Below are 14471 nucleotides of genomic sequence, written 5' to 3'. Positions count from 1 at the left end.
TGTTCAGTCATGAACGGTTTCTCCGGTCTTCTTACTTTTGAACATATCCAGCGCGAGCATTACGGCACCGACAGAAATGGCGCTGTCAGCAAAGTTGAACGCCGGGAAATACCAGCGGTTCTGCCAGTGCACCAGAATGAAATCGATCACATGGCCCAAGGCAATGCGGTCGTACAGATTGCCCAGCGCGCCACCCAGCACCAGGGCCAGCGCAATCGCCAGCCAGGTGTCGTTGCGCCCCAGGCGCTTGAGCCAGATCACCAGCACCGCACTGACCACCACCGCGATCAACGCAAACAACCAGCGCTGCCAGCCGGAGCTGTCAGCCAGGAAGCTGAACGCCGCCCCGGTGTTGTAGGCCAGGGTCCAGCTGAACAAATCGGGGATCACCACGATTTGCTGGTACATCTCGAGCTTGCCTTCGAAGTAGAACTTGCTGGCCTGGTCAATGACCAGGACCAGCAAACTCAACCAGAGCCAGCTCAGCCGTCCGAAACGGCCAGCCGCATTAGGCATAGTGACGAACCTCGCCCGCGCCGCTGATGTTGTCGACGCAACGACCGCAGATTTCCGGATGTTCCGGGTTCACGCCGACGTCTTCACGGCAGTGCCAGCAACGGGCGCACTTGGCGTGAGCCGACTTGACGATCTTGAGCTTCAGGCCGCTGACTTCGGTGACCACGGCATCGGCCGGTGCCTGCACCAATGGCGCGACACTGGCGGTCGAAGTAATCAGCACGAAACGCAGCTCGTTGCTCAGCTTGGCCAGGTCGGCGCTCAGCGCGTCTTCGGCGAACAGCGTCACTTCGGCTTGCAGGTTGCCACCGACGGCCTTGGCTGCACGCTGGATTTCCATTTCCTTGTTGACCGCCACCTTGACCGCCATGATCCGGTCCCAGTAAGCGCGATCCAGCTCGAAGCCTTCCGGCAGTTCGCTCAGGCCTTCGTACCAAGTGTTGAGCATCACAGACTCGTTACGCTCGCCCGGCAGGTATTGCCACAGCTCGTCGGCGGTGAACGCCAGGATCGGCGCGATCCAGCGCACCAGCGCTTCGCTGATGTGGAACAGCGCGGTCTGGCACGAACGACGGGCCTTGCTGTCGGCGCCAGTGGTGTACTGGCGGTCCTTGATGATGTCCAGGTAGAAACCGCCCAGCTCCTGCACGCAGAAGTTGTGGATCTTGGAATAGACGTTCCAGAAGCGGTATTCGCCGTAGTGCTCCTGCAGCTCGCGTTGCAGCAACAGCGTGCGATCCACGGCCCAACGGTCCAGGGCGAGCATTTCTTCGGCCGGCAGGAGGTCGGTGGCCGGGTTGAAACCGGTCAGGTTGGAAAGCAGGAAGCGCGCGGTGTTACGGATGCGCCGGTAGGCGTCCGCACTGCGTTGCAGGATCTGCTCGGAAACCGCCATCTCACCCGAGTAGTCGGTAGACGCTACCCACAGACGCATGATGTCGGCGCCCAGGGTGTCGTTGACCTTCTGCGGCGCGATCACGTTGCCCAGGGACTTGGACATTTTGCGACCGGATTCGTCGACGGTGAAACCGTGGGTCAGCAGTTCGCGGTACGGTGCGTGGTCGTCGATGGCGCAACCGGTCAGCAACGACGAGTGGAACCAGCCGCGGTGCTGGTCCGAACCTTCCAGGTACAGGTCGGCGCGTGGGCCGGTCTCGTGACCCATCGGGTGCGAACCGCGCAGGACGTGCCAGTGCGTGGTGCCCGAGTCGAACCAGACGTCCAGGGTGTCGCTGATCTTGTCGTACAGCGGTGCTTCTTCACCGAGCAACTCGGCGGCGTCCATCTTGAACCAGGCTTCGATGCCTTCGACTTCGACGCGCTGGGCGACGATTTCCATCAGTTCGACGGTGCGTGGGTGCAGTTCGCCGCTTTCCTTGTTCAGGAAGAACGGGATCGGCACGCCCCAGTTGCGCTGACGGGAGATGCACCAGTCCGGACGGTTGGCGATCATCGAGTGCAGGCGTGCCTGGCCCCAGGCCGGGACGAATTTGGTGTCTTCGATGGCTTTGATCGCGCGTTTGCGCAGGGTGTCGCCCGCTGCTGGCTCTTTGTCCATGCCGATGAACCACTGCGCGGTGGCGCGGTAGATCAGCGGGGTCTTGTGACGCCAGCAATGCATGTAGCTGTGTTCGATGGTGGTGGTGTGCAGCAGCGCGCCGACTTCGGTCAGTTTATCGACGATGGCCGGATTGGCCTTCCAGATGAACTGGCCGCCGAAGAACTCCAGCGATGGCACATACACGCCATTGCTTTGCACCGGATTGATGATGTCATCGTTGACCATGCCGTACTTCTTGCAGGTCACGAAGTCGTCTACGCCGTAGGCTGGCGAGGAGTGAACCACGCCGGTGCCCGCGCCCAGCTCAACGTAGTCGGCCAGGTAAACCGGCGACAGGCGATCGTAGAACGGGTGACGGAAGTTGATCAGTTCCAGTGCTTTACCAGTGGTGGTGGCGATCACCGAACCTTCCAGGCTGTAGCGGGCCAGGCAGGATTCGACCAGCTCTTCAGCCAGTACCAGCAGCTTGTCGCCGACGTCGACCAGGGCGTAGTTGAACTCCGGGTGAACGTTCAGCGCCTGGTTGGCCGGGATGGTCCACGGCGTGGTGGTCCAGATCACGATCGAAGCAGGCTTGGCCAACGATGGCAGACCGAACGCGGCAGCCAGTTTGGCCTCATCAGCGATCGGGAAGGCCACGTCGATGGTCGCGGACTTTTTGTTCTCGTACTCAACTTCCGCTTCAGCCAGGGCCGAACCGCAGTCAAAGCACCAGTTCACAGGCTTCAGGCCCTTGAACACGAAGCCACCCTTGACGATTTCCGCCAGGGCGCGGATTTCACCGGCCTCGTTTTTGAAGTCCATGGTCTTGTAGGGGTTGGCGAAGTCGCCCAACACGCCCAGACGGATGAATTCGGACTTCTGGCCTTCGATCTGCTCGGTGGCGTAGGCACGGCACAGTTCGCGGGTCTTGTCGGCGCCCAGGTTCTTGCCATGGGTCACTTCGACTTTGTGCTCGATCGGCAGACCGTGGCAGTCCCAGCCCGGAACATAAGGTGCGTCGAAACCCGACAGGGTTTTCGAGCGGATGATCATGTCCTTGAGAATCTTGTTCAGCGCATGACCGATGTGAATCGTGCCGTTGGCGTACGGAGGACCGTCGTGCAGTACGAACTTCGGACGATCCTTGCCAATCTCGCGCAACTTACCGTACAGGCCAATGCTGTCCCAGCGCTGCAGAATCTGCGGTTCGCGCTGAGGCAGGCCGGCCTTCATTGGGAAGGCGGTGTCCGGAAGGTTTAGCGTGGCTTTATAGTCGGTCATTTAAGGCTCTTCATTAGCGATTGGCGCTAGGTGCGACAGGGCACGGGCGGCGGCGATATCCGCATTGATCGCCGTCTTAAGCGCCTCCAGAGAGGCGAAACGCTGCTCTTCACGCAGCTTGTGGTGGAAAACCACCGTCAAACGCCGGTCATACAGATCGCCGGCAAAATCTAAAAGGTGCACTTCGAGGTGGGCTTTGCCATCCCCTTCGACCGTTGGCCGCACACCAATATTGGCGACGCCTGGCCAGGTCTTGCCATCGATGTCGACGCTGACCAGGTAAACCCCGCTCAACGGCACACGACGACGCTTGAGTTGCACGTTGGCCGTGGGCGTACCCAACTGGCGCGCCAGCTTCTGGCCATGCAGGACCCGACCGGCAATCCGGTACGGGCGACCGAGCAGTTGTTCGGCCAAGGCGAAATCGGCAGCGGCCAGGGCATTGCGGACCTGAGTGCTGCTGACACGAATGCCGTCCAGCTCGACGGTCTGCGCCGCTTCGACGGTAAAGCCCTGAAGGACGCCGGCCTGTTGCAAGTAGTCGAAATCCCCCAGCCGGTCGCAGCCAAACCGGAAATCGTCACCAACTTCCAGATGCTGCACGCCGAGGCCGTCCACCAGAATGGTATCGACGAACTCCCTGGCGCTGAGTTTGCTCAGGCGATGGTTGAAAGCCAGGCACAACACCCGGTCGACACCTTCTTCGGCCAGCAGCTGCAGTTTGTCCCGCAGGCGGGCCAGACGGGCCGGGGCGGTGTCCGGAGCGAAGAACTCCCGCGGCTGCGGCTCGAAAATCACCACGCAGCTGGGCACGCCCAACTCGAGCGCACGCTCTCGCAGCCGGACCAGGATAGCCTGGTGGCCACGGTGAACACCGTCAAAGTTGCCAATAGTGGCGACACAGCCCCGATGCTGGGGGCGCAGGTTGTGGAGACCTCGAACCAGCTGCATAACGCGCTTCTTGCTCATAAAGTGGTCGATTATAACCACACCCGGCGGCCGACGACAGGCAACACCGTAACCCAAAGTAATCGAGCCGACAAAACTGCCGGTTCGCCCATGATTATCGAGATAACGTCTTCAGCTCAAGGCCTTGCGATTGAAGTCGCGCAAACGGAAGCCCATCAACAGCAACATGCCGAAATACGCCACGACGCCTGCGATCACCAATGCCCCCAGACGCAGCAGCCGCTCAAGCATAGGCCCCTGCCCCCAGGCCGGCATAAAGTGCATCGCACCCAGCAATACTGCAGACATCACCGCTACCGCCACCAGCAATTTGAGCCCGAACTTCGCCCAGCCCGGTTGCGGCTGATACATCTGCTGCTTGCGCAGTTGATAAAACAGCAAACCGGCGTTGATGCAGGCACCCGCGCTGATGGCCAGGGCCAGGCCGGCATGCGCCAGCGGACCGATCAGCACCAGGTTGAACAGCTGAGTGACGATCAGGGTGAAAATCGCGATTTTCACTGGAGTGCGGATGTTTTGTTGCGCATAGAAGCCCGGCGCCAGCACTTTGATCACGATAATCCCCAGCAAGCCGACGGAATAAGCGATCAACGCGCGCTGAGTCATGGCCGCATCGAAAGCGCTGAACTGGCCATACTGGAACAGCGAAGCCGTCAGTGGCTCAGACAGAATCCCCAGCGCCAGGGAGCACGGCAACACCAGCATGAAGCACAGGCGCAGCCCCCAATCGAGGATTCGCGAGTATTCGTGGCGATCCTGGCTGGCATAGGTCTTGGCCAGGGTCGGCAACAAAATCGTGCCCAGCGCCACACCCAGCACGCCGGATGGCAATTCCATCAGGCGGTCGGCGTAATACATCCAGGACACGGAGCCGGCCACCAGAAACGAGGCAAAAATGGTATTGATGATCAGCGAAATCTGACTCACCGAAACGCCGATGATCGCGGGCAGCATCTGTTTCATGACCCGCCAGACACCGCTATCGCGCAGGTTCAAACGCGGCAGTACCAGCATGCCGATTTTTTTCAGATGCGGCAGTTGATAAAGCAGCTGCGCCAGCCCACCCACCAGAACGGCCCAGCCCAGCGCCATCACCGGCGGATCGAAATACGGCGTCAGGAACACCGCAAAGATGATCATGCTGACATTGAGCAGGGTCGGCACAAAGGCTGGCACCGAGAAGCGGTTCCAGGTGTTGAGGATCGCCCCGGCCAGCGATGACAGGGAGATCAGCAATATATAAGGGAAAGTGACCCGCAGCAGATCGGTCGTCAGCTGGAATTTTTCCGGAGAATCGACGAAACCCGGTGCCGTGGCCCAGATAACCCAGGGGGCGGCGAGCATGCCCAACGCAGTGACCAGCGCCAGTACCAGTGTCAGCAGGCCTGAGACGTAGGCAATGAAGGTCCGCGTCGCCTCCTCGCCCTTCTGGCTTTTGTATTCGGCAAGAATCGGCACAAAGGCCTGGGAAAACGCCCCTTCGGCGAAGATCCGCCGCAGCAGATTGGGCAGCTTGAAGGCGATAAAGAAGGCGTCGGTCGCCATTCCGGCACCAAATGCACGGGCGATTAGAGTGTCACGAACAAACCCCAACACCCGGGAAAGCATCGTGATAGAGCTGACAGCGGCCAACGATTTGAGCAGATTCATTGAAAGAGTTTGTGCCTGTCGATAAACAGCAGGCGAACAACGCGCCCACTTATGCGATACTCCGCGCCGCAACAGCACAGAGCCAAAGCTCGCGAGTTTACAGGTCGCGCGCCGGAAAGAAATATCCAGCGCACCGTCCCCTTGAAAACGTAGCGAGCGAAGGCAAGACAAGGCGAAAGCAGGCGAGAAAGCGGAGTTGACTTTAGTCAATGAGCATTTCGAGTCTGCTTTCAACGCTGTATTGCCGAGCGCAGTAGTTTTCATGGGGTCGGAACCGGCCACTTAGCGGAACGTCTCTCCCGCCCTTGACAAGCCATCAACTCATCGGCATGATTCGCGGCCTATTTTGTTTGCTATTTCCTAAAAAGTCTTTCGAGGAGCTCGACGGTGGCCAACACACCTTCCGCCAAAAAACGTGCAAAACAGGCTGAGAAGCGTCGCAGCCACAACGCCAGCCTGCGTTCCATGGTTCGTACCTACATCAAGAATGTAGTTAAAGCCATCGACGCAAAAGACGCTGCTAAAGCTCAAGCTGCTTACGTTCTGGCCGTGCCAGTTATCGACCGTATGGCCGATAAAGGCATCATCCACAAGAACAAAGCTGCTCGCCATAAGAGCCGTCTGAATGGCCACGTCAAGGCCCTGAACGTTGCCGCTGCTGCCTAAGCGACGCGCTCGTTAAAAAACCGACCTCAGGGTCGGTTTTTTATTGCCTGCGATTTATCAAATACAATGCAAAAAAAATGTGGGGGCAAGCAGGCTCGCCCCCACACTTGGACCTTCGCTATCTTACTGAGCGTGCGTCCACGGCAGAATCGGAATCGCCGTCACCGCATTCTGCGGACTACCCTCGATCAAACGATCGCTGTAGACCAGATACACCAGGGTATTGCGCTTCTTGTCGAGGAATCGCACCACCTGCATAGTCTTGAATACCAGCGAGGTGCGCTCTTTGAACACCTCCTCGCCATCCTTGAGCTCACCCTTGAAGTTGATCGGCCCGACCTGACGGCATGCAATAGACGCTTCAGCGCGATCCTCCGCCAACCCCAGACCACCCTTCACGCCGCCGGTCTTGGCGCGCGACAGGTAACAGGTCACGCCCTCCACTTTCGGATCATCAAACGCCTCGACAACAATACGGTCGTTCGGGCCGACAAATTTGAACACCGTCGACACCTGGCCGATTTCCTCGGCCGAGGCCAGCAATGGCATCGCCAACAATAAGCCCAATAATCCTTTTGCCACACGCATTCAGGTATTCCTTCAGACCAGAATCAGGTTATCGCGGTGAACCAGCTCCGGCTCCGCCATGTAACCCAACAGACCGATAATCGCCTCAGACGACTGACCGATGATTTTTTGTGCCTCCAGAGCACTGTAGTTAGCCAGGCCACGGGCGATTTCACGACCGTCCGGCGCCACACAGACCACCATTTCACCACGACGGAAGCTGCCCTGGACCAGCTTTACACCTACCGGCAGCAAACTTTTGTTGCCCTGAGACAGAGCGGTCACCGCACCCGCATCCAGCACCAGCGTGCCGCGAGTCTGCAGATGCCCGGCCAGCCACTGTTTGCGGGCCGCCAGCATGCCGCGCTCAGGCGACAGCAAAGTGCCGATGCGCTCGCCAGCCTTGAGGCGATCCAGCACTCGCTCAATACGCCCGCCAACGATGATGGTGTGCGCACCGGAGCGCGCCGCCAGACGCGCAGCGCGCAGCTTGGTCTGCATGCCGCCACGCCCCAACGCACCGCCAGTGCCACCGGCTACCGCATCGAGCGCCGGATCGTCGGCCCGCGCCTCATAAATCAGCTTGGCGTCGGGATTGCTGCGCGGATCAGCATCGAACATACCATCGCGATCAGTGAGGATCACCAGCAAATCGGCTTCGACCAGATTCGCCACCAGCGCCGCCAACGTGTCGTTGTCGCCAAAACGGATTTCGTCAGTGACCACGGTGTCGTTTTCGTTGATCACCGGGATCACTTTCAACTCGACCAGCGCACGCAGGGTGCTACGAGCATTCAGGTAGCGCTTGCGGTCGGACAAATCGTCGTGAGTCAGGAGAATCTGTGCGGTATGCCGACCATGTTCGGCGAAGCTCGACTCCCAGGCCTGCACCAACCCCATCTGACCGATAGCGGCAGCCGCCTGCAACTCGTGCATCGCACTGGGTCGTGAGGTCCAGCCCAGACGGCTCATGCCCGCCGCCACTGCCCCGGAGGACACCAGCACCAGCTCAACGCCCGCCTCATGCAGGGCAACCATCTGCTCGACCCAGACACCCATTGCTGCGCGATCCAGGCCCTTGCCGTCCGCCGTCAGCAAAGCGCTGCCGATCTTCACGACCCAACGCTGCGCACCTGTCACCTTGCTCCGCATCATCTTCAACCTTAGCTTGAGGGCAGCGCGACCTGGCACTGCCCGTGACGTTATTCGTGGTTCTTCGTGACCAACAGTCGATTTCCAGATACTAAAACGCCGCTCCAGTGAGCGGCGCTTAAGTTTATCGCAACGAATCAGTCACGCACGTAAATGATTTCCGGACCGTCTTCGTCATCCACATCTTCTTCATCCCAATCGTCGTCACCGATGTCATGGACCGACTTCACGCCGCTGCGGCGCAGAGCACGCTGATCGTCCAGCGCCTGCAACTGAGCGCGAGCTTCATCTTCGATGCGCTGATCGAGTTCAGCCAGCTCTTCCTTGTAGGCCGGGTCGTTAGCCAGGCGATCGGCGCGATCTTCCAGGTAACGCATGATGTCGTGACACAGGCGCTCGGTGCCTTGCTTGGCGATCGCCGAGATCACATAGACCGGACCGGTCCACTCCAGACGATCAACGATCTCCTTGACGCGAGCATCGTGCTCTTCCTCAAGGATCTGGTCGCACTTGTTCAGCACCAGCCAGCGATCACGCTCAGCCAGGGACGGGCTGAACTTGGTCAGCTCGCTGACGATCACTTCAGCGGCATCCGGCGCACTGGTGTCATCCAGCGGCGCCATGTCGACGAGGTGCAGCAGCAGACGCGTACGCGACAAGTGCTTGAGGAAGCGAATCCCCAGGCCTGCGCCGTCGGAAGCACCTTCGATCAGGCCCGGAATATCCGCGACCACGAAGCTCTTCCAGCGATCGACACTGACCACACCCAGGTTCGGCACCAACGTGGTGAACGGGTAGTCGGCGACTTTCGGCTTGGCAGCCGACACCGAGCGAATGAAGGTACTTTTGCCGGCGTTCGGCAAACCGAGCAGACCGACGTCCGCCAACACCTTCATTTCCAGTTTCAGGTCGCGCTGCTCACCCGGCTTGCCCGGCGTAGTCTGGCGCGGCGCACGGTTGGTACTGGATTTGAAACGAGTGTTACCCAGACCGTGCCAACCGCCCTGAACCACCATCAGCTTCTGGCCGGCCTTGGTCAGGTCGCCGATGACTTCCTGGGTGGCAGAGTCGATCACTGTGGTACCGACCGGCACCCGCAGGATCAGATCCTCACCTTTTTTGCCGGTGCAGTCGGTGCTGCCACCGTTGGAACCGCGCTCGGCATCGAAGTGCCGGGTGTAACGGTAGTCGACCAGGGTGTTCAGGTTTTCGTCGGCCATCATGTAGATGGAACCGCCATCACCACCGTCGCCGCCGTTCGGGCCGCCGTTTTCAATGAATTTTTCTCGACGGAAACTCATGCAACCGTTGCCACCGTCGCCGGCCTTTACTCGAATCGATACTTCATCAACAAACTTCATAACAAAACGCCTCTCGCCATACGGACGAGCCGAAAAACAACCAAGACATAAGACTCTTGCAAAAATGAGCGCAGCGACCTCAATCAACGACCGCCAATACAGCGCTGGAGCCCATCACAAACAGCTTTGCAAGAGACTCACCCCACAAACGAAAAAGCCCCGTCGCAAGACAGGGCTTTTCCAGCGATCGCGCAATTAAGCTGCGACGACGCTCACGTAACGACGACCGAAGGCGCCTTTTACTTCAAACTTGATCACGCCTTCGATTTTCGCGAAGAGGGTGTGATCTTTACCCATGCCAACGCCGTAGCCAGCGTGGAATTGGGTGCCGCGCTGACGCACGATGATGTTACCGGCCTTGATGACCTGGCCGCCATACATCTTCACGCCAAGGCGTTTGGCTTCTGAGTCGCGACCGTTACGGGTACTACCACCAGCTTTTTTGTGTGCCATGAGTTCAATTCTCCTAGTGAGGAATTAGGCTGATTAAGCCTGAATACCGGTGATTTTGATCTCGGTGTACCACTGGCGGTGGCCCATACGCTTCATGTGGTGCTTACGGCGACGGAACTTGATGATGCGGACTTTATCGTGACGACCTTGGGAGATCACTTCAGCCACAACGGTAGCGCCAGGAACAACTGGAGCGCCGATATTCACGTCGTCGCCATTGGCAACCAACAGAACGCGATCAAAAGTTACGGATTCGCCGGTAGCGATTTCCAGTTTTTCGATCTTCAGGTATTCACCTGGAGCAACTTTGTACTGCTTGCCACCAGTAACGATTACTGCATAAGACATGGTATTTCTCCGATAATCCTGCTCACCCAGCTCTTTATAAGAAGAGGTATTGGCTGGCATGGCTGCATAAGGCTGGAAGGCCCGTTTGCAATTGCGTAAGGCAGGTGCTGCCCAGGAAGTTCAGGGTGCGCGATTGTACGCAAGCTACTCTGGCGTTGCAAGTGGCCGTCCATCGCGCCTTGACAGGCCCGGACGTGGGTCCTAGCATGCCGCGCAACCCTTCTGGAGCAACTGTCGCTGATGCAACCCCAAGCTTTCTACCGCGCGGTGGCGGACGATTTTAACGCCGTCGACGGCATCATCAAGAAGCAGCTGACTTCCCGAGTGCCGCTGGTATCGAAAATCGGCGACTACATTACCTCGGCTGGCGGTAAACGCCTGCGTCCCTTGCTCGTGCTGCTGTGCGGCAAGGCACTGGGCCGCGAAGGCGATGACCTGCGCCTGCTGGCCGCGACCATCGAGTTCCTGCACACCGCCACCCTGCTGCACGACGACGTCGTCGACATGTCTGGCATGCGCCGTGGCCGTTCGACCGCCAATGCCATGTGGGGCAACGCGCCGAGCGTGCTGGTGGGCGACTTCCTGTATTCGCGTTCTTTCGAAATGATGGTCGAACTGGGCTCCATGCCGGTAATGAAGATCCTTTCGCAAGCCACGCGCATCATCGCTGAAGGCGAGGTGCTACAGCTGTCGAAGGTCCGCGACGCCAGCACCACCGAAGAAACCTACATGGAAGTCATTCGCGGCAAAACCGCGATGCTCTTCGAGGCTTCGACCCACAGTGCCGCGGCCCTGGCCGGTGCCTCGCTGGAACAGAGCGAAGCGCTGCGCACCTTCGGCGATCACCTGGGCGTAGCCTTCCAACTGGTCGACGACCTGCTGGACTACCGTGGCGATGCCGAGACCCTGGGCAAGAACGTCGGTGACGACCTGGCCGAGGGCAAGCCGACGCTGCCGCTGATCTACACCATGCGCGAAGGCACTCCGGAGCAGGCCGCGCTGGTTCGTCAGGCGATCCAGAAAGGTGGCATCGAAGACCTGGAAAGCATTCGCGAAGCGGTCGAAGCTTCCGGCTCGCTGGATTACACCGCGCAACTGGCCCGCGACTACGTGGCCCGTGCGATCAAGTGCCTCGACGCCCTGCCCGCCAGCGAATACCGCGATGCGCTGGTGGAATTGAGTGAGTTTGCGGTCGCTCGCACGCACTGATATTCACAGCAAAATCAAAAGATCGCAGCCTTCGGCAGCTCCACATGGGTACACCAAGGAGCTGCCGGAGGCTGCGATCTTTTGCTGTTCGCCCCCTCCTGCGATAAATCCCTATATAATGTGCGCTTTTTAGCCATCCTGAACCCAAGGAGCTTTAGTGAGCACGTTGCCACCCTGCCCGAAATGCAATTCCGAATACACCTACGAAGACGGCGCACAGCTGATCTGCCCGGAGTGCGCCCATGAGTGGTCCGCCAACGGCGAAGCCGAAGTAGCGTCCGACGATACCGTGAAAAAGGACTCGGTCGGCAACGTCCTGCAGGACGGCGATACCATCACCGTGATCAAGGACCTCAAGGTCAAAGGCACTTCCCTGGTGGTCAAGGTCGGCACCAAGGTCAAGAACATCCGCCTGTGCGATGGCGACCACGACATCGACTGCAAGATCGACGGCATCGGCCCGATGAAACTCAAATCCGAGTTCGTCAGAAAAGTCTGAGCCCGCTGTATTCCATCCCGCGCCCTGCGTGGGATGGTGCTTTGCTCTTCCCCGCCTCACCCAGCACTCCTCGCAATAGCCAAACGCCAGCCGCTTTGACCTTACGCAATCCTTACCCGATAAAAAACGCAAACCGCCAATAGGCCCTTGCTATTTAATGAATAGGAATTATTCTCATTGAACCCAATCAATGGAGATGAGACCCATGACTTATTTGATCGATGCCTGGCTGGACCGCCCACATCCCTACCTCAGAATCCTGCATCGGGAAACCGGGGAAGTCTGTGCGGTGCTTGAAGAAGAAGCCTTGAACGAGCTGCAGGATCAGGGTGATCTGGACGTCAACGGCCTGAGTTCCAGCGAGCCGGTGGTGCTCAAGGAACTGGTGCGCAATCTGTTTCTGTTTTGCTATGCCCGGGCGTTGCGCCCGAGTCATGATCTGAATACCAAGTTCGAGGTATGAAGATCATTTGTAAAAATGCCGGAGCTGGCCCTGCAGGAGCGGGCCAGCTCCAACACCGGGATTACAGAACGTCGAGCAGTTCGACATCGAATACCAGTACGCTGTGCGGCGGAATGCTGCCAACGCCTTGAGCGCCGTAAGCCAGTTCGCTCGGCACGTACAGACGCCATTTGCTGCCCGCGTTCATCAGTTGCAGGGCTTCGGTCCAGCCAGCGATAACGCCGCCTACCGGGAATTCTGCAGGCTGGCCGCGCTCGTAGGAGCTGTCGAACACAGTGCCGTCGATCAGAGTGCCGTGGTAGTGCGTGCGCACTTGATCTTCACGGGTTGGCTTGGCGCCTTCACCTTGAGTCAGCACTTCAAATTGCAGGCCCGAAGCCAGAGTAGTGATGCCTTCACGCTTGGCGTTTTCAGCCAGGAAAGCCAGGCCTTCGCCAGCAGCAGCTTCAGCCTTGGCAGCCGCTTCAGCTTGCATGATCTCGCGGATCACTTTGAAGCTGGCGGACATTTCTTCCTGACCCACACGGCTTGGCTTGCCGGCGAACGCGTCGGTCAGACCCGCCAGGATTGCGTCCAGGCTCACGCCCGGTGGCGGATTGTCACGCAGCTGGTCGCCCAACTGACGGCCAATGCCGTAGCTGACGCGGGTTTCATCGGTGGACAGATTTACTTCGGACATGACACTGCTCCGCTGTGCGGACGGCCCTGGAACTTGCCGTGCGTGCACAGCGCATCCCGGAGCGCCCGGAATCAAAAGGGCGAGCAGACTAGCACAGATGCCGCCACGTTGATGAGCGGCGTCAGCCCTGTTACGCAGAACGGAAGGCGCTCGGTAATTTCGGACTTTCCTCGGCGCTGGTACCGCACATTTCATCATGGGCCGAGGTATATACAACGTTGAATGGCTTGGGACAGGCGTGAAGCACTTCACGCGCATGCTCGACCGAGCGCAGCTGCAATGTCTCGCCATGAGCATCGAGCACTGGATGCGCCGCACCATGCATCCGAGCCTCCAGCACGTAGAACACGCCTTCCATCGAGATCAGGTTCAACTCATCGATCTTTCCGGCGATGGCATACGCATTCAACTCTTGCAGGTTCATGAGCGCACCTCACGCAGTGGAGAGCCAGGGTTCTTACAGGGATATGCCTCGACGCGCCAAAGTACAAGCCACAAACGACACCGCCCGTCTGTTTCGCAACAGACGGGCGGTGCGGTGGACCGAGTAAGGGCGGATCAGTGCTTGGTCAGCTTGTCCAGATAACCCATGGCAAACGCCGACACCACGAAGGTCATGTGGATGATCACGTACCACTGCAAATGCTCCGGATCGACGTTCTTGGCGTCCATGAAAATCCGCAGCAAGTGGATCGACGAAATTGCCACGATGGAAGCCGCGACCTTCATCTTCAACGAAGACGAATCCATGGTGCCCAACCAGTTGAGCTTCTCCTTGCTGTCGTCGATATCCAGTTCGGAAACGAAGTTCTCGTAACCGGAGATCATCACCATTACCAGCAAGCCGCCTACCAGCGCCATGTCGATCAGCGACAACAACACCAGAATCAGATCCGACTCGGCCATCGAGAACACGTTAGGGATGACGTGGATGACTTCCTGGAAGAATTTCAGTGCCAACGCCAGCAAGCCCAGCGACAAACCGAAATAGATCGGCGCCAGCAACCAGCGGGAGGCGTACATTGTATTTTCGATAAAGCGTTCCATTGAATCTCACACAAGGGGCTGGAAATGGCGGCGAGTATAACAGCCGCCTGTTACACCCAGAAACCGCC

General features: G+C 58.8%; 16 protein-coding genes. 4 read left to right on the top strand and 12 right to left on the bottom strand.

Annotation, left to right across the window (positions count from 1 at the left end; all coding sequences use genetic code 11):
* Positions 1–3: 3 nt before the first annotated feature.
* The 4 genes from lspA to murJ form a co-directional block, all read right to left on the bottom strand.
* Positions 4–516, bottom strand: a complete 513-nt coding sequence (lspA, locus tag AF70_RS08170; protein WP_019581266.1) for a signal peptidase II — start codon at positions 514–516, stop codon at positions 4–6.
* Entirely contained in the window at positions 509–3340 is a 2832-nt protein-coding gene (gene ileS / locus AF70_RS08165) for an isoleucine--tRNA ligase (RefSeq protein WP_019581267.1), read from the bottom strand. The genes lspA and ileS overlap by 8 nt, the downstream gene beginning before the upstream one ends.
* Positions 3341–4291: a bifunctional riboflavin kinase/FAD synthetase gene (ribF, locus tag AF70_RS08160; RefSeq protein ID WP_018925885.1), complete on the bottom strand. Its 951-nt coding sequence runs from the start codon at positions 4289–4291 to the stop codon at positions 3341–3343.
* Positions 4292–4420: 129 nt separating this feature from the next.
* Positions 4421–5959 carry a murein biosynthesis integral membrane protein MurJ gene (murJ, locus tag AF70_RS08155; protein ID WP_028938881.1) on the bottom strand — a complete coding sequence of 513 codons (1539 nt, stop codon included), beginning with the start codon at positions 5957–5959 and terminating at the stop codon, positions 4421–4423.
* 387 nt (positions 5960–6346) lie between these two features.
* Here murJ and rpsT point away from each other — a divergent pair, with 387 nt between their 5' ends.
* The gene (rpsT, locus tag AF70_RS08150; RefSeq protein ID WP_007901883.1) at positions 6347–6625 is read left to right on the top strand and encodes a 30S ribosomal protein S20; all 279 of its coding nucleotides are present in this window, start codon (positions 6347–6349) and stop codon (positions 6623–6625) included.
* A gap of 123 nt (positions 6626–6748) precedes the next feature.
* On the opposite strand, the gene AF70_RS08145 is transcribed toward rpsT, so the two are convergent.
* The 5 genes from AF70_RS08145 to rplU form a co-directional block, all read right to left on the bottom strand.
* A complete protein-coding gene (locus AF70_RS08145) occupies positions 6749–7213 on the bottom strand; it encodes a CreA family protein (RefSeq protein WP_007938427.1) in 465 nt (154 codons plus the stop codon).
* A 12-nt stretch (positions 7214–7225) separates the two neighbouring features.
* Positions 7226–8344 carry a glutamate 5-kinase gene (gene proB, locus AF70_RS08140; protein WP_028938880.1) on the bottom strand — a complete coding sequence of 373 codons (1119 nt, stop codon included), beginning with the start codon at positions 8342–8344 and terminating at the stop codon, positions 7226–7228.
* Between the two features lie 137 nt (positions 8345–8481).
* On the bottom strand, positions 8482–9705 hold the full coding sequence (gene cgtA / locus AF70_RS08135; RefSeq protein WP_018925882.1) for an Obg family GTPase CgtA: 1224 nt from the start codon (positions 9703–9705) through the stop codon (positions 8482–8484).
* Positions 9706–9900: 195 nt separating this feature from the next.
* Entirely contained in the window at positions 9901–10158 is a 258-nt protein-coding gene (gene rpmA, locus AF70_RS08130; RefSeq protein WP_003228360.1) for a 50S ribosomal protein L27, read from the bottom strand.
* Between the two features lie 33 nt (positions 10159–10191).
* On the bottom strand, positions 10192–10506 hold the full coding sequence (gene rplU / locus AF70_RS08125) for a 50S ribosomal protein L21 (protein ID WP_007901869.1): 315 nt from the start codon (positions 10504–10506) through the stop codon (positions 10192–10194).
* Positions 10507–10746: 240 nt separating this feature from the next.
* Between rplU and AF70_RS08120 the strand changes: the two genes are divergently transcribed.
* From AF70_RS08120 to AF70_RS08110, 3 genes are all read left to right on the top strand, one after another.
* The gene (locus AF70_RS08120) at positions 10747–11715 is read left to right on the top strand and encodes a polyprenyl synthetase family protein (protein ID WP_019581270.1); all 969 of its coding nucleotides are present in this window, start codon (positions 10747–10749) and stop codon (positions 11713–11715) included.
* A 157-nt stretch (positions 11716–11872) separates the two neighbouring features.
* Positions 11873–12214, top strand: coding sequence for a zinc ribbon domain-containing protein YjdM (locus AF70_RS08115; RefSeq protein WP_007938431.1), 342 nt, complete (start codon positions 11873–11875; stop codon positions 12212–12214).
* Between the two features lie 205 nt (positions 12215–12419).
* A complete protein-coding gene (locus tag AF70_RS08110) occupies positions 12420–12677 on the top strand; it encodes a hypothetical protein (RefSeq protein ID WP_018925879.1) in 258 nt (85 codons plus the stop codon).
* A gap of 61 nt (positions 12678–12738) precedes the next feature.
* Here AF70_RS08110 and AF70_RS08105 read toward each other — a convergent pair whose 3' ends face one another.
* The 3 genes from AF70_RS08105 to AF70_RS08095 form a co-directional block, all read right to left on the bottom strand.
* Entirely contained in the window at positions 12739–13356 is a 618-nt protein-coding gene (locus tag AF70_RS08105; protein WP_007938433.1) for an FKBP-type peptidyl-prolyl cis-trans isomerase, read from the bottom strand.
* 130 nt (positions 13357–13486) lie between these two features.
* The gene (locus tag AF70_RS08100) at positions 13487–13780 is read right to left on the bottom strand and encodes a DUF6482 family protein (RefSeq protein ID WP_019581271.1); all 294 of its coding nucleotides are present in this window, start codon (positions 13778–13780) and stop codon (positions 13487–13489) included.
* A 134-nt stretch (positions 13781–13914) separates the two neighbouring features.
* Entirely contained in the window at positions 13915–14403 is a 489-nt protein-coding gene (locus AF70_RS08095) for a TIGR00645 family protein (protein ID WP_007938436.1), read from the bottom strand.
* Positions 14404–14471 lie beyond the last annotated feature (68 nt).

Source organism: Pseudomonas sp. KD5, from assembly GCF_012932895.1.
Lineage (GTDB): Bacteria > Pseudomonadota > Gammaproteobacteria > Pseudomonadales > Pseudomonadaceae > Aquipseudomonas.
This window is presented reverse-complemented; position numbering and strand designations above follow the sequence as displayed.

Coding starts and splice junctions, on each gene's coding strand:
- murJ (WP_028938881.1), bottom strand. CDS start 5,959: ATGAATCTGCTCAAATCGTTGGCCGCTGTCAGCTCTATCACGATGCTT.
- lspA (WP_019581266.1), bottom strand. CDS start 516: ATGCCTAATGCGGCTGGCCGTTTCGGACGGCTGAGCTGGCTCTGGTTG.
- AF70_RS08095 (WP_007938436.1), bottom strand. CDS start 14,403: ATGGAACGCTTTATCGAAAATACAATGTACGCCTCCCGCTGGTTGCTG.
- AF70_RS08110 (WP_018925879.1), top strand. CDS start 12,420: ATGACTTATTTGATCGATGCCTGGCTGGACCGCCCACATCCCTACCTC.
- AF70_RS08145 (WP_007938427.1), bottom strand. CDS start 7,213: ATGCGTGTGGCAAAAGGATTATTGGGCTTATTGTTGGCGATGCCATTG.
- ribF (WP_018925885.1), bottom strand. CDS start 4,291: ATGCAGCTGGTTCGAGGTCTCCACAACCTGCGCCCCCAGCATCGGGGC.
- AF70_RS08100 (WP_019581271.1), bottom strand. CDS start 13,780: ATGAACCTGCAAGAGTTGAATGCGTATGCCATCGCCGGAAAGATCGAT.
- AF70_RS08105 (WP_007938433.1), bottom strand. CDS start 13,356: ATGTCCGAAGTAAATCTGTCCACCGATGAAACCCGCGTCAGCTACGGC.
- rpmA (WP_003228360.1), bottom strand. CDS start 10,158: ATGGCACACAAAAAAGCTGGTGGTAGTACCCGTAACGGTCGCGACTCA.
- ileS (WP_019581267.1), bottom strand. CDS start 3,340: ATGACCGACTATAAAGCCACGCTAAACCTTCCGGACACCGCCTTCCCA.
- AF70_RS08120 (WP_019581270.1), top strand. CDS start 10,747: ATGCAACCCCAAGCTTTCTACCGCGCGGTGGCGGACGATTTTAACGCC.
- rplU (WP_007901869.1), bottom strand. CDS start 10,506: ATGTCTTATGCAGTAATCGTTACTGGTGGCAAGCAGTACAAAGTTGCT.
- proB (WP_028938880.1), bottom strand. CDS start 8,344: ATGCGGAGCAAGGTGACAGGTGCGCAGCGTTGGGTCGTGAAGATCGGC.
- cgtA (WP_018925882.1), bottom strand. CDS start 9,705: ATGAAGTTTGTTGATGAAGTATCGATTCGAGTAAAGGCCGGCGACGGT.